This window comes from Streptomyces sp. NPDC059255, from assembly GCF_042752355.1.
GTDB lineage: Bacteria > Actinomycetota > Actinomycetes > Streptomycetales > Streptomycetaceae > Streptomyces.
The window spans coordinates 227,588-241,688 of record NZ_JBHYZP010000006.1 but is presented as its reverse complement, the minus strand read 5'-3'; the positions used below and the strand labels follow the sequence as shown (position 1 = coordinate 241,688).

Genomic DNA, 14,101 nt, shown 5'->3' with positions numbered 1-14,101 from the left:
TTCCCGTCCGCCGCCGGAACTCACCCGTCCGTTCGTCCCGCTCAGTCCTTGGACGCGAACGTCGCGTGCGCGGTTTCGCGGAGGGTCTTGCACTCCGTGTCATCCCACTCGCTCGCCTTGCAGCTCACCATGATCGAGTAACCGTGCGTGCCGTCCATCTTGAAGCCCCGGTTGAGCACCCGTATCCGCTCGCCGCCCTGCTGACGCTCGAACTCCCAGTCGGCGACGGTCGGGTAGCCGTTGAACTCGACTTCCTTGATGCCGAGGAGCTTGTAGTTGCTGCTACTGCCCGCGACCGCCGGCTCGGCCCCCCGCCACGCGGCCGCGGCGTCGTCCGTGGGCCTGGGGTTGAAGTCGACCTGGACGCGCGGGAAGGCGCCCTCGGACTCGTTGTAAATGCCACCGGAGTTCGCGCCGGCTATCGCGGTCCGCTTGAAGTCCTCCGGCATCGCCATCGTGAAGCGGAACCGGCCGTCGCTCACGGTGGTGTACCCGTCGGGCAGCCCCGCCTCCGAGTCGTCGCCGTCGTCCTCTTTGCCGCCACCGTGCTTGCCGTCGTCGCCGGAATCGTCCGACGAGCCCTTGCCGGAACCGGAGTCGTCCTCGGAGTCGTCGTCGGAGTGCGAACCACCCGTGGCGACGGCGTCCTTGCCCTTCTCCGCCGGGCTCTTGCCGTCGTCCGGACTGCCGCTCGCACCGGCGGCCTTGGGGACGGCCGGCGCCTCGCTGTTACGGTCACCCGCCTGGCCCGCGCCCGCGTCCTGTTCGTCACCGCCGGTCAGGGCGACCATCAGGACCGTGGAGATCAGCGCGACCGCGGCCACGACCGCGATGATCACCAGCGTGCGCCGGGGCACCACGTCCGTGATGGAGGCGCGCTGCGTGGCCGGCCGGTACGGGGCCGCCGCGGGCTCCGGCGCCGGCCCCGCCGACGCCGAGGCGGTGGCCGCCGAGCCGACGGAGGCCGCCACGGCCGAGGCCGGCACCGGGGTCTTCCGCGCCGTGCGGAGCGCGCCGCGCACCCGGTCGCCCGCCGACTCCCCGGCGGGCTTACGGCCGGGGCGCTCGGCCGGCTCCTCGGGCAGCACCGGCATCGGGACGGCCCGGGTGGCGTCGAGCGGCGGCTCGGGCTCCGCCTCCGGCGCCTGGACGATGTCCTCCAGCAGGGCCCGCGCGCCCGCGTCGTCGAGCCGCTGCTCGGGGTCCTTGGCGAGCAGCCCGTAGATGACCTCGGTGAGCGCGCCCGCGTTCTTCGGCGGGTCGAGCGGCTCGGTCATCACGGCGGTCAGCGTGGCGATCGCCGAGCCCTTGTCGTACGGCGGGCAGCCCTCCACCGACGCGTACAGCAGTCCCCCGAGCGACCAGAGGTCGGCGGCGGGACCCGGCTTGTGGCCGCGGGCCCGCTCCGGGGAGATGTAGGACGGGGCGCCGACGAGCATGCCGGTCGAGGTGACCGACGGGTCGCCCTCGACCTGCGCGATCCCGAAGTCGGTGAGGACGACGCGGCCGTCCTCGGCGATCAGTACGTTGGACGGCTTCACATCGCGGTGCAGGATGCCCTCGCGGTGCGCCGAGCGCAGCACGTCGAGGACGGCGAGCCCGACCTCGGCGGCCCGTCTCGGCGTCAGAAGCCCGTCCTCGCGCACGGCTTCGGCGAGGGACTTGCCCTCGACCAGCTCCATGACGATCCACGGCCGGTCGTCCTCGTCCACGACGTCGAAGACCGTCACCGCGCCGCTGTTGCGGATCCGGGCGATCGCCTTGGCCTCACGCAGCGTGCGGGTGATGAGCCGGCGCTTCTCGTCCTCGTCGATGCTGGAGGGGAAGCGGAGTTCCTTCACCGCGACCGTGCGGCCGAGCGTCTCGTCGAGCGCCCGCCACACCGTGCCCATGCCACCGCGCCCGAGCACCCCGCCGAGCCGGTACCTGCCCGCGAGCAGGCGCCCTTCCGGGCTGCCGTCGGCGCTCTTCCCCGCGCCCTGCCGAGGTTCCTCCGCCGTGTCCCGCGACTGCTCCGACTCCGACATGCGTCCCCTCTGCGATCCCTGATCCTGGCCCGCGACTGCCCTCACCACGCGGTGCCGTAACGCGCCCTGGCAGAGCCTTCATTGTCCCTCACTCCGGGACGACGACTGCTCCCGGGCCCCCACCCTGCCACTACCCCGGGCCCGGCCGAGCACCCCGCCGGTCAGGCACCCGTTCGGAAAACGGAACAGATGCCCGGTAACGGCTGAGCATGATGTGACGCGTGGAGCCCGAGGGGAGTTACGGGAGTATCTCCCATGTCACCCCTCCCGTCTCAATCGAGGGCGAGTTGACACACCCGACCACCCTCGGGGCGCGCTGCCCACACGCGCTTGTGGTCAGTACGGCGGAGAGTCGCCGATGACTCAACTCCCGTTGCTCCCGTCACTTCTGCAACGGCTGAAACTCCCCGAAATCAGGTGGGCACGATGTCCGGCGCGCCCAGCCGCGCCGCGTCCGCCGTCTGGTCGTCCGGCTGCCGCTGCGACTCCCGCTCCGCCTCCACCCGCTTCTCGTAGTGCTCCACCTCCCGTTCGATCTGGCCCTTGTCCCACCCCAGCACCGGCGCCATCAACTCCGCGCACTCCCGGGCGCTGCGCGTCCCCCGGTCGAAGGTCTCGATCGAGATCCGGGTCCGCCGCGTCAATACGTCGTCGAGGTGGCGGGCCCCTTCGTGCGACGCCGCGTACACCACCTCCGCGCGCAGGTAGTCGTCCGCGCCGCCCAGCGGTTCACCGAGCCCCGGATCCGCGGCGATCAGCTCCAGCACCTCCTCGACCAGGGTCCCGTAGCGGTTCAGGAGGTGCTCCACGCGCGCCACGTGGATACCGGTCCGCGCCGCCATCCTGGCCCGCGCGTTCCACAGCGCGTGATACCCCTCGGCGCCGAGCAGCGGCACGTCTTCCGTGACGCACTCGGCCACCCGCTGGTCGAGGCCGTGCACCGCCTCGTCCACCGCGTCCTTGGCCATCACCCGGTAGGTCGTGTACTTGCCGCCCGCGACGACGACCATGCCGGGCACCGGATGCGCGACCGTGTGCTCGCGCGACAGTTTGCTCGTCGCGTCGGACTCCCCGGCGAGCAGCGGACGCAGCCCCGCGTACACCCCTTGGACGTCATCCCTCGTCAGCGGCGTGTGCAGCACCGCGTTGACATGTTCGAGCAGGTAGTCGATATCGGCGCTGGAGGCCGCGGGATGGGCCTTGTCCAGGTCCCAGTCGGTGTCCGTGGTGCCCACGATCCAGTGTCGGCCCCAGGGGATGACGAAGAGCACCGACTTCTCCGTCCGCAGGATCAGCCCCGTGGTCGAATGGATCCGGTCCTTGGGGACGACGAGATGGATGCCCTTGGACGCGCGGACATGGAACTGCCCGCGCTCGGCGATGAGTGCCTGGGTGTCGTCCGTCCACACCCCGGTCGCGTTGACAACCTGCTTCGCCCGGATCTCGTACTCCCCGCCGGCCACCGCCCCGTCGACGGCCCGCACCCTGGCGCCGACGACCCGCTCCCCCTCCCGCAGGAAGCCGGTGACGCGCGCCCGGCTGGCGACATGCGCGCCGTACGTGGCCGCCGTACGGACCAGGGTGGCCACGAAGCGCGCGTCGTCCATCTGGGCGTCGTAGTACTGCAGGGCGCCGATCAGGGCGTCCTTCTTCAGGCAGGGTGCCACCCGCAGGGCGCCCCGCCGGGAGAGGTGGCGGTGGACCGGCAGGCCCCGGCCGTGCCCGGACGAGACGGACATCGCGTCGTACAGCGCGACGCCCGAGCCCGCGTAGAACCGCTCCCAGCCCTTGTGCTTCAGCGGATACAGGAACGGCACCGGCTTCACGAGGTGGGGCGCCAGCTTCTCCAGCAGCAGCCCCCGTTCCTTGAGGGCTTCCCGCACGAGCGCGAAGTCGAGCATCTCCAGATAGCGCAGACCGCCGTGGATCAGCTTGCTCGATCTGCTCGACGTGCCGGAGGCCCAGTCCCGCGCCTCCACGAGTCCGGTCGCCAGACCGCGGGTCGCGGCGTCGAGCGCGGTCCCCGCTCCCACCACACCCGCGCCCACGACCAGTACGTCCAACTCGCGCTCGGCCATCGCCGCGAGCGCTTGGACGCGCTCCGCGGGTCCCAGTGTCGCTGTCCTCACCGCTTGCCTCCCGTCGTCCCCCACGTGGTCGGGCTCACATCTCGATTCTGTCCGCACTCGCCGACTTCAGCCACCGGCTGTGGATAACCCCGGCCGGACCCCGCCCACGGGAAGCCGACGCCGCACGACCGACGAGCCGGCGCCGCACGACCGATGAGCCGGCGCCGTACAACCGGCAAGCCGGCGCCGCACGACCGGTGAGCCGGCGCCGCACGACCGGTGAGCGGAGATCGCACGAACGGCGCGACTCCCCGGCCACGCAATGCCGCATAACGGTCATATTTACGCCTAGTCTGACAGTGCGCTCGCTCGTTCTGTCCACAGGGCTTGCGCTCACTGTCCACTCCGGCTAAGGGAAGGACGGCCATCGCCATGCCCGCAGATCTCGCCGTCATCGGACTCGGTCATCTCGGACTGCCCCTCGCCCAGGCCGCCGTAGCCGCCGGGATCCAGACCGTCGGCTTCGACACCGACCCGCGCTCCGTCGCGCAACTCGCCGCCGGCCACACCCCCGTCGACGGCCCGCTCACCGCCTCCGACGTCCGCCGGATGCTGGCCGGCGGCTTCCGGCCCACCACCAGCCCGGCCGAGCTGGGCCGGGTCCGTACCGCCGTGATCTGCGCGCCCACCCCTCTCGGCGCCGACCGCACCCCCGATCTCAGCGCCGTCGGCACAGCGGCCCGCGCCCTGGCCGCCCGGCTGCGCCCGCACACCACCGTGCTGCTGGAGTCACCCGCCGCGCCCGGCACCACGGAGGGCTTCCTCCGCACCCTCCTCGAAGAGGGCTCGGGGCTGCGCGCCGGCCGCGACTTCCACCTCGCGTACTCGCCGGGCCGGCTCGACCCCGGCAGCCGCACCCACGGCTTCGCCAACACCCCCAAGGTGATCGGCGGCCTCACCCCCGCCTGCACCGAGTCGGCCGCCGCCTTCTACAGCCGGCTGACCGACAAGGTCGTACGGGCGCGCGGCCCGCGCGAGGCCGAGACGGTCAAGCTCCTCGAAACCAACTTCCGGCACGTCAACATCGCCCTCGTCAACGAGATGGCCGTGCTCTGCCACGACCTCGGCGTGGACCTCTGGGACGTCATCCGCTGCGCGGAGACCAAGCCCTTCGGGTTCCAGGCGTTCCGGCCGGGACCGGGCGTCGGCGGCCACGGCGTACCGATGGATCCCGGTTATCTGCCGCACGCGGGCCGTACGCCCGGCCATCCGCTGCGGATGGTCGGCCTCGCCCAGGAGATCAACGACCGGATGCCGCAGTACGTCATCCAGCGCTGCGCCGCCCTCCTCAACGAGCACGGCAAGTCGGCGCGCGGGGCCAGGGTGCTGCTGCTGGGCGTCACCTACAAGCCGGACCTCGCCGACCAGCAGAGCTCACCGGCGACGGAGATCGCCTGCCGGCTGATGGACCTGGGAGCGGCGGTCAGCTACCACGATCCGTACGTCCCCGACTGGCGCGTACGCGAACAGCCCGTACCCCGCGCGGACTCCCTCTACGAGGCCGCCGCCAACGCCGATCTGACGGTGCTTCTCCAGCACCACCGTACGTACGATCTCCAGGGCCTTGCGGTCAAGGCGCAGCTCCTGCTGGACACGCGCGGCGCGAGCCCGGCCGGGGCGGCGTACCGCCTCTGAGGCCGCGCCCCGGCCCCGGGGGCGGCACCGCCGCACCGCTCCCGAAGCGCCCCCGGTCCCGCACACCCCCCGGCCCCCGTGTCACCGCCGCTCCCCCGCCACGGCGTAGAGCGCGGTGCCCCCGGTCAGCAGAACCGACGCGGTCCAGGTGGCCACCTCCGTACCGGGTGGCAGCAGCATCCAGCCGGCGATCTCCCCCGCGGTGCCGGACGGGGCGGGCAGGAAGAGGGAGAACCCGAGCCAGCCCATCGGCAGGGCCCACGCGTAGACCGACCCGCACAGCGTCGCCCCCAGGGCCGCCAGTCCGGTCAGCCCGGCGCTGCCGCGGACGACCGACTCGACGGGCGCGAGTCCCGGCCCCGACACCCCGGAGAGCATCAGCACCGCGCTGACGAGCGCGGCGATCAGGAGCACATGTGCCGCCCGGCGGACCGCCCACCGGATCGCGGCCGTCCGCTCCAGCGCGACGTCGGCACCGCCGAGCCCGACGGCGGTCGCGGTCACGCCCAGGCCGATGGCGAGGAGCGGCAGGCGCGGGTCGACGGCCGCGTCCCCGTCCCCCGGGGCGAGGTACAGGACCAGCAGCGCGGTGAGCGCGAGGGCGGCGGCCGACGCCGGTGCCTGCCGCGCCCGCGCGTGGAGGAGGAGCCATCTCACCGGGACGCGCCCCCCTTCAGCGCCTTCATACCGTCGAACGAGCAGGCCAGGGACTCCTTGTGCATCGCGGCGATCCGCGCGCGCTGCTCGGCCGGCCCGGCCGCGGAGAGGCTGTCCCACGCGGCCTCCCCTTCCTTCCATGCCTCCTTCGCGTACGCGTCCTCCGTCGCCTTCTCCAGCGGTACGAGCGCGCGGTCCCCGAGCGCCCAGCCGGCGGCCACGCTCTGGGTGACGACGTCCCCCACAGTGCCGCTCTCCCGGGCGGAGCGCGCGTAGCAGTGCGGCGCCAGCCCCTGCGCGACCAGATAGCGGGTGAGGTCCTCGCCCCCGCGTCCGGCGAGGAGCGGGTCGTCGAAGTCCACGAGCACCGTGTCGGCGGACAGCTTCCGGCGGTCGCCGGACGCGCGCAGCGCGGTCTCCTCCCGTACGGAGTCCGGGGCCCGGTCACCCAGCACCTGACGCAGCAGGCGCAGCGCCTCCTCGCCCCGCGGCGCCATCTCGTCCAGGGCCTCCCGGTGCACCCGCGTCACACACACCGGCCCGTCGCAGACCAGCGCCGCGGCGGCCTGGTCGACGACGTAGGACCGGCGCGGTTCGGCCGGGAGCACGGACAGGGCGAGGGCGGCGCCCACCAGGACGGGGGTCAGCGCGAGCAGCCGGGCCCGGCGCCCCACGGCCACCAGCAGCGCGAACCCGGTGGCCAGCAGGCCCAGCAGCCAGAGCGTCTGGCCCAGGTGGACCTGGCCGGCGAGGGTCAGCAGCATCTCCCGCGGCTGCGGGGTCGCCGGCGACAGCAGCGAGACCCTGTTCGGCGCGAGGCCCGACGGCAGCGCCCCGTCCGCGTTCTGCTGGGTCAGGATGATCGCCGCGAGGCAGGCCACCACCAGGAGCGGCGGGGTGAGGACGGAGGGCAGCGCGCGGGCGACCCCCATGCCGAACCAGGCCCCCGCCACCAGGGCCAGCACCCCGACGAGGGAGATCGGCAGCCACCCGAGGTGGGTGTAGGAGGTACCGCTCAGGAACACCTGGACGCCGCCCCACAGGGTGAGGAGACCGAAGCCCGACACCAGCGCGATCGCCGTCGCGCCCGCCGGGAGCATCGCGCGGCTCCACGCGGGCCGTGGGGTGGTCATCAGCAGCTCGGTCGTACGGGAGCGGGCGTCACGCAGCCCCTGCAGCGCCCCGACGCCCACGACGAGCGGCAGGACGTAGTAGAGCGTGGTACGGGTCAGCAGCGCCATCGGTGTCCACTGCGACGTCCCCGGCGCGGTGCCTCCCCACCACGCGTCGTCCAGCAGCGCGAGGAGCCCCAGGGCGCCCGCCACGACGATCAGGCCCGCCCACGGGGCGGCGGAACGCCTCAGCTCGGTACGGAGTACGCGGCCGTTCACCAGGTGTTCCTTTCCTGCCCGGAGTCCTGCCCGGAGTCCTGCCCGGAGTCCTGCCCGGTGCCGCTGAGCAGCGCCGAGTAGCCGCGCTCCAGCGGGCTGTCGCCGGGTTGCTTCGCGTCGCCCGCCGCGGCCAGCTCGTCCGGGGTGCCCTGGAAGACGAGACGGCCGTCGGCGACGAGGACCACGTCGGAGCAGGCGGCGGCGACGTCCTCGACCAGGTGGGTGGAGACGACCACGCACGCCTCACGGCCCAGTTCCTGCAGCAGTTCGCGGAAGCGCAGCCGCTGGGCCGGGTCGAGGCCCACCGTGGGCTCGTCGAGCAGCAGCAGGGTGGGGTCGTTGACGATGGCCTGGGCGATCCCGGCCCGTCGCACCATGCCGCCGGAGAGGGCCTTCATCCGCTGGTCGGCGCGGTCCGCGAGGCCCACCCGTTCCACGGCCCGCTGGACGGCGGCGGGAATGTCCCTCTTCGGCACCTCCTTCAGCCAGGCCATGTACTCGACGAACTCCCGCACGGTGAAGCGCTTGTAGTAGCCGAACTCCTGCGGCAGGTAGCCGATACGGCGGCGCAGCGCCCGCAGGTCGGTCATCCCGCCCACGGAGGTCCCGAACAGGGCCAGTTCGCCCGCGGCGGGGCGCAGTACGGTCGACAGCGACCGGATCAGGGTGGTCTTTCCCGCCCCGTTGGGGCCGAGGAGGCCGTGGGCCCCGAGGCCGAGCGAGAGATCGAGGCCGTCGACGGCCATCTTCTTCCGCCCCGCCCGTACCTTCAGATCCTTCGCCTGGATTTCCCACGCATACGTCTTCGGCGCGATGTCGGCCGAGCTCGCCGCGGCTGCGGCTGTCATACGGTGACCCTTTCTCGTGTTCGATGTGAGCCGCTTCCCTGTGAACGGCTCATATGTGAGCCGCCCCCATGTCAATGGGAGCCGCCCCGTGCGGAGTACACGCCCCTGCGGGCGATCAGGACGCCGACGCCGAGGACCAGAAGCAGCCCCCACACCCGCAGCTGTTCCGGCTGGAGGACGAACGGCATACGACTGGTGATCAGGGCGGGCGCCAGAATCACCGCCCCCCACACCGCTCCCAGCGAGACGACGGCGCGGTTGACCCCGATGAGGCTCCCCAGCGCCAGGGCCGCCGCGGCGAAGGCCAGCGCGGGCAGCAGCCACTGCGCGGCGGCGACCCCCGTCACCACTCCGCCCACCAGCAGTACGGGGATGAGCAGCGCGAGCACGCACGTGGTGCGTCGCAGCAGCAGATACAGCCCGGCCCGCGGTGTGGCGGCCGTCAGTTCGTGCGCCGGGTCGAGATGACGTGACCAGGAAGCGGCGACACCGGCGAGCGGGAGGACGGGAGCCAGCAGCAGCAGCGGCGACACCTCCCCGAAGTCCGGGGCGGCGGCCTCCAGCAGCAGCGCGATCAGCGTCAGGCACAGGGGCATGAACAGCCACGGGGCCAGCACCGGGGTCAGCCACGCCAACAGCCGCGCCCACCGGCGCCGGTGCGGCATCGGGACGGCCGCGTCCAGCAGGGGCTCCAGGCCGGAGCGCACGGTGCTCAGCAGCGACGTGAGCTCCGGCGACTCCGCGGCGACCGCGGCCGCCAGCCGCTCGCGGCAGGACCCGCAGCCCTCCAGATGCGACTCCAGGGCCCACACCTCGTCGGTGGCGGTCAGGATGTCACCCCGCGCGTACTGGTGGATCAGCCGTACGGAAGCGTGCTCCACGCTCATGCCAGCGCCTTTCGCATCGCGATCCGGGCGCGGCGGGCCCGGGTCTTGACCGTGCCTTCGGGCAGCCCGAGCAGTACGGCGGTCTCCCTCACGGAGAACCCGTCGAGCACCGTGGCCTGCAGTACCTGCCGGAGTTCCGGCGCCAGCCGGCGCAGGGCGTCACCGACATCGCCGTCCACGGTTCCGGCCAGCGCCACCTCCTCGGCGGCGGGCGCGCTCGCCTGCGCGAACACCTCGGCCGGTACGTCGGCGTGGTGGGCGCGGCGCCGGAAGGCGTCCACCAGGCGGCGTGCCGCGATCGTCCACAGCCACCCGGCGGCGGTCCCGTCGACCGCGCTCCCGGCGAACGCGCCCGCGGCGCGCCACACGGCCAGATACGTCTCCTGCATGACCTCGGCGACGATCTGTTCGTCCGCGCAGCGGCGGCGAAGCCGCACCGCCAGCCACGGCGACGTACGCCGGTACAGCTCGTCGAACGCCTCGCGGTCGCCCTTGCTCACCCGGCGGACGAGGCGTTCCTCGTCGAGCTGGTGCGGTGATCTCCTGCGTGCTCTCACACGAGCCAGACGCCGGGCCCTTCGAAAGGGTTCTCGCTACGGAGTGATGTGTGTCACACCGGGATGGGCGTCACACCGGATGCGGGACGCGAAAAAGGCCACCTCCTCAGGAGGTGGCCCGTCCGCTCGGAAGAGGAAGAGAGCCTGCGCTCAGCGCCGGTGCTGCGAGTCCGCCACCGTCACCTCGACGCGCTGGAACTCCTTCAGCTCGCTGTAGCCCGTCGTCGCCATCGCCCGCTTCAGCGCGCCGAAGAAGTTCATCGACCCGTCCGGGATGTGCGAGGGACCCGTCAGGACCTCCTCCGTCGTGCCGACGATGCCCAGGTCCACCAGCTTGCCGCGCGGCACGTCCTCGTGGACGGCCTCCATGCCCCAGTGGCGCCCCTTGCCCGGCGCGTCCGTCGCGCGGGCCAGCGGGGAGCCGATCATCACCGAGTCCGCGCCGCAGGCGATCGCCTTCGGCAGGTCGCCGGACCAGCCGACGCCGCCGTCCGCGATGACGTGGACGTACCGGCCGCCGGACTCGTCCATGTAGTCACGGCGGGCCGCCGCGACATCCGCGACGGCCGTCGCCATCGGGACCTGGATGCCCAGCACGTTACGGGTGGTGTGCGCCGCGCCGCCGCCGAAGCCGACCAGCACGCCCGCCGCGCCGGTCCGCATCAGGTGCAGCGCGGCGGTGTACGTGGCGCAGCCGCCGACGATGACCGGGACGTCCAGCTCGTAGATGAACTGCTTCAGGTTCAGCGGCTCGGCGGCTCCCGAGACATGCTCGGCGGAGACCGTCGTACCGCGGATGACGAAGATGTCGACCCCGGCGTCCACGACCGCCTTGGAGAACTGCGCGGTGCGCTGCGGCGAGAGCGCGGCGGCCGTGACGACGCCCGAGTCCCGCACCTCCTTGATGCGCAGCCCGATCAGCTCTTCCTTGATCGGCTCGGCGTAGATCTCCTGGAGCCTGCGGTTCGCGCTCGACTCGTCCAGTTCCGCGATCTCGTCGAGCAGCGGCTGCGGGTCCTCGTACCGGGTCCACAGGCCTTCCAGGTTGAGGACGCCCAGACCGCCCATCTCGCCGATGCGGATGGCGGTGCTCGGCGAGACCACGGAGTCCATCGGAGCGGCCAGGAACGGCAGCTCGAACCGGTAGGCGTCGATCTGCCAGGCGATCGAGACCTCCTTCGGGTCCCGGGTGCGCCGGCTGGGGACGACGGCGATGTCGTCGAAGGCGTACGCCCTGCGGCCGCGCTTGCCGCGCCCGATCTCGATCTCAGTCACGATGTGTGGCCTTTCCCTCTATGTCTGCCGTGCCAGTATCCCCGCGGTCACTCCTCAAGGAGGACCTGGGTGAAGTCGATCACGTGGACGACGAGTACAAGGAGGAGGCCATCACTGACCAGGTACTCGATTCCGATGTTCGGCGTCAGCGCGAGCGAGCGCGTCGACTCGTCCTCCGAGAGCGGCACCGACATCTTCGGGCGGGGCTCCTGCGCCAGTACGGCGAGGCCGCGTTCCAGGAGGGCCCGCCGGTCCGCCGGCAGTCCGTCACGTACTCGGGCGGCTTCCTCGCTGTACTTCACGGCATAGAGCATCAGAGCCCCCTCTCGGCGAAGAGCCGCGATCGCGGTCTCAGCGGCCCGTGTAGTTCGGCGCCTCGACCGTCATCTGGATGTCGTGCGGGTGGCTCTCCTTGAGCCCCGCCGACGTGATCCGTACGAAGCGGCCCTTGCGCTCCATCTCGTCGATGGACGCCGCACCCACGTACCCCATGGTCTGGCGCAGTCCGCCGACCAGCTGGTGCAGTACGGCGGCGAGCGGGCCGCGGTACGGGACCTGGCCCTCGATGCCCTCGGGGACGAGCTTGTCGTCGGAGCCGACCTCGGCCTGGAAGTAGCGGTCCTTCGAGAAGGAGCGGCCCTGGCCGCGCGACTGCATCGCGCCGAGCGAACCCATGCCGCGGTACGACTTGAACTGCTTGCCGTTGATGAACTGGAGCTCGCCCGGCGACTCCTCGCACCCGGCGAGCAGGCTGCCGAGCATGACCGTGCTCGCCCCGGCGGCGAGCGCCTTGCCGATGTCGCCGGAGTACTGGAGGCCACCGTCGCCGATGACCGGGATCCCGGCCGCCTGGCACGCCACGGCCGCCTCGTAGATCGCCGTGACCTGCGGGACGCCGATGCCGGCGACGACACGGGTCGTACAGATCGAGCCGGGGCCCACGCCCACCTTGACGCCGTCCACGCCCGCGTCGATCAGCGCCTGGGCGCCGTCCCGGGTGGCGACGTTGCCGCCGATGATGTCGATGCCGACACTCGACTTGATCTTGGACATCCAGCTCAGCGCGTTGCTGTTGTGGCCGTGCGAGGTGTCCACGACGAGGAAGTCGACGCCCGCCGCGACCAGTGCCTGGGCGCGCTCCAGCGCCTCCGGGCTGGCGCCGACGGCCGCGCCGACGAGCAGCCGGCCCTCGGCGTCCTTGGCCGCGTGCGGGTACTTCTCGGCCTTGACGAAGTCCTTGACCGTGATCAGACCCTTGAGGATGCCCGCGTCGTCGACCAGCGGCAGCTTCTCGATCTTGTGGCGGCGCAGCAGTTGCATGGCGTCCACGCCGGAGATGCCGACCTTGCCGGTGACCAGCGGCATGGGGGTCATGACCTCGCGCACCTGGCGCGTACGGTCCGCCTCGAAGGCCATGTCACGGTTGGTGACGATGCCGAGCAGCTTGCCCGCGCGGTCGGTGACCGGGACGCCGCTGATCCGGAACTTCGCGCAGAGCTGGTCCGCCTCGGCGAGCGTCGCGTCCGGGTGGACCGTGATCGGGTCGGTCACCATGCCGGACTCGGAGCGCTTCACCAGGTCGACCTGGTTGGCCTGGTCCGCGATGGAGAGATTGCGGTGCAGCACACCGACGCCGCCCTGACGGGCCATGGCGATCGCCATGCGGGACTCGGTGACCTTGTCCATCGCGGCGGAGAGCAGCGGGATGTTCACCTTGACGTTCCGCGAGACCAGAGACGCGGTGTCCACCTGGTTCGGCAGCACTTCCGAGGCGCCCGGCAGCAGCAGCACGTCGTCGTATGTCAGCCCGAGCGTCGCGAACTTCTCGGGCACTCCGTCGACGTTTGCAGTCATGACACCTTCCCCAAATGGCCTTGATCGGTGCGGATGTCCATGCTAACGGCCTCTGCGGGCCTCTCATTCCACGCTTGAGATCACCGATCCGGCTTTGTACGTTCGTACGGCAAACGGCCCCGTACGCCCCGGGCACTCCCCGTACCCGCCCCCGGCACTCCCCGTGTCCGGGCCGGGTACTCCCCGTACCCCCGCCCGCCACGCCTTGTCACCGCGCGCACCGTCCGGGGGAGGCTCCGACCCGCCCGGGGAGGCTCCGTCTCACTGCTCGGCGAGGGCCCGCAGTCTGCTCAGCGCGCGGTGCTGGGCGACCCGTACCGCTCCCGGGGACATGCCCAGCATCTGCCCGGTCTCCTCCGCGGTGAGCCCCACGGCGACCCGCAGCACCAGCAGCTCGCGCTGGTTCTCCGGCAGGTTGGCCAGCAGTTTCTTGGCCCATTCGGCATCGCTGCTGAGCAGCGCGCGCTCCTCGGGGCCCAGCGAGTCGTCGGGGCGCTCGGGCATCTCGTCGGACGGTACGGCCGTGGATCCCGGGTGGCGCATGGCGGCCCGCTGGAGGTCGGCGACCTTGTGTCCGGCGATGGCGAAGACGAACGCCTCGAAGGGCCGTCCGGTGTCGCGGTAGCGAGGCAGCGCCATCAGCACGGCGACGCAGACCTCCTGCGCGAGGTCCTCGACGAAGTGGCGCGCGTCACCCGGCAGCCGGTTGAGTCTCGTACGGCAGTAACGCAGCGCGAGCGGGTGCACGCGGGCGAGCAGATCGTGGGTCGCCCGTTCGTCGCCGTCGACGGCGCGGTGAACGAGCGCACCAATCACCGTGGGCTCGTCTTCGCGCATCGGT

At 72.1% G+C, this 14,101-nt stretch carries 12 protein-coding genes; 1 reads left to right on the top strand and 11 read right to left on the bottom strand.

The window, feature by feature from the left end; all coding sequences use genetic code 11:
• Positions 1–41: 41 nt before the first annotated feature.
• Positions 42–2,027, bottom strand: a complete 1,986-nt coding sequence (locus ACFXKG_RS11535; RefSeq protein WP_384835827.1) for a serine/threonine-protein kinase — start codon at positions 2,025–2,027, stop codon at positions 42–44.
• Between the two features lie 413 nt (positions 2,028–2,440).
• Positions 2,441–4,156 carry a glycerol-3-phosphate dehydrogenase/oxidase gene (locus ACFXKG_RS11530; protein ID WP_382888722.1) on the bottom strand — a complete coding sequence of 572 codons (1,716 nt, stop codon included), beginning with the start codon at positions 4,154–4,156 and terminating at the stop codon, positions 2,441–2,443.
• Positions 4,157–4,528: 372 nt separating this feature from the next.
• Between ACFXKG_RS11530 and ACFXKG_RS11525 the strand changes: the two genes are divergently transcribed.
• Positions 4,529–5,791, top strand: coding sequence for a nucleotide sugar dehydrogenase (locus tag ACFXKG_RS11525; protein WP_384835823.1), 1,263 nt, complete (start codon positions 4,529–4,531; stop codon positions 5,789–5,791).
• Positions 5,792–5,872: 81 nt separating this feature from the next.
• On the opposite strand, the gene ACFXKG_RS11520 is transcribed toward ACFXKG_RS11525, so the two are convergent.
• The 9 genes from ACFXKG_RS11520 to ACFXKG_RS11480 form a co-directional block, all read right to left on the bottom strand.
• On the bottom strand, positions 5,873–6,448 hold the full coding sequence (locus ACFXKG_RS11520) for a hypothetical protein (protein WP_384835820.1): 576 nt from the start codon (positions 6,446–6,448) through the stop codon (positions 5,873–5,875).
• Entirely contained in the window at positions 6,445–7,839 is a 1,395-nt protein-coding gene (locus ACFXKG_RS11515) for a hypothetical protein (RefSeq protein WP_384835817.1), read from the bottom strand. The genes ACFXKG_RS11520 and ACFXKG_RS11515 overlap by 4 nt, the downstream gene beginning before the upstream one ends.
• Positions 7,836–8,687 (bottom strand): ATP-binding cassette domain-containing protein, encoded by an 852-nt coding sequence (locus ACFXKG_RS11510; protein WP_384835814.1) that lies wholly within the window; start codon positions 8,685–8,687, stop codon positions 7,836–7,838. Before ACFXKG_RS11510 ends, ACFXKG_RS11515 begins: the two co-directional genes overlap by 4 nt.
• A 71-nt stretch (positions 8,688–8,758) precedes the next feature.
• Positions 8,759–9,574: a zf-HC2 domain-containing protein gene (locus tag ACFXKG_RS11505; RefSeq protein WP_384835811.1), complete on the bottom strand. Its 816-nt coding sequence runs from the start codon at positions 9,572–9,574 to the stop codon at positions 8,759–8,761.
• Complete coding sequence (locus ACFXKG_RS11500) at positions 9,571–10,131, bottom strand: RNA polymerase sigma factor (RefSeq protein WP_384835808.1); 561 nt, start codon at positions 10,129–10,131, stop codon at positions 9,571–9,573. The genes ACFXKG_RS11505 and ACFXKG_RS11500 overlap by 4 nt, the downstream gene beginning before the upstream one ends.
• A 150-nt stretch (positions 10,132–10,281) precedes the next feature.
• Positions 10,282–11,406 (bottom strand): GuaB3 family IMP dehydrogenase-related protein, encoded by a 1,125-nt coding sequence (locus tag ACFXKG_RS11495; RefSeq protein WP_365807158.1) that lies wholly within the window; start codon positions 11,404–11,406, stop codon positions 10,282–10,284.
• Positions 11,407–11,453: 47 nt separating this feature from the next.
• Positions 11,454–11,720 (bottom strand): hypothetical protein, encoded by a 267-nt coding sequence (locus ACFXKG_RS11490; protein ID WP_382888715.1) that lies wholly within the window; start codon positions 11,718–11,720, stop codon positions 11,454–11,456.
• A 37-nt stretch (positions 11,721–11,757) separates the two neighbouring features.
• Complete coding sequence (guaB, locus tag ACFXKG_RS11485) at positions 11,758–13,260, bottom strand: IMP dehydrogenase (RefSeq protein ID WP_384835803.1); 1,503 nt, start codon at positions 13,258–13,260, stop codon at positions 11,758–11,760.
• A 261-nt stretch (positions 13,261–13,521) separates the two neighbouring features.
• On the bottom strand, positions 13,522–14,097 hold the full coding sequence (locus tag ACFXKG_RS11480) for a sigma-70 family RNA polymerase sigma factor (RefSeq protein WP_329828701.1): 576 nt from the start codon (positions 14,095–14,097) through the stop codon (positions 13,522–13,524).
• Positions 14,098–14,101: the final 4 nt, after the last annotated feature.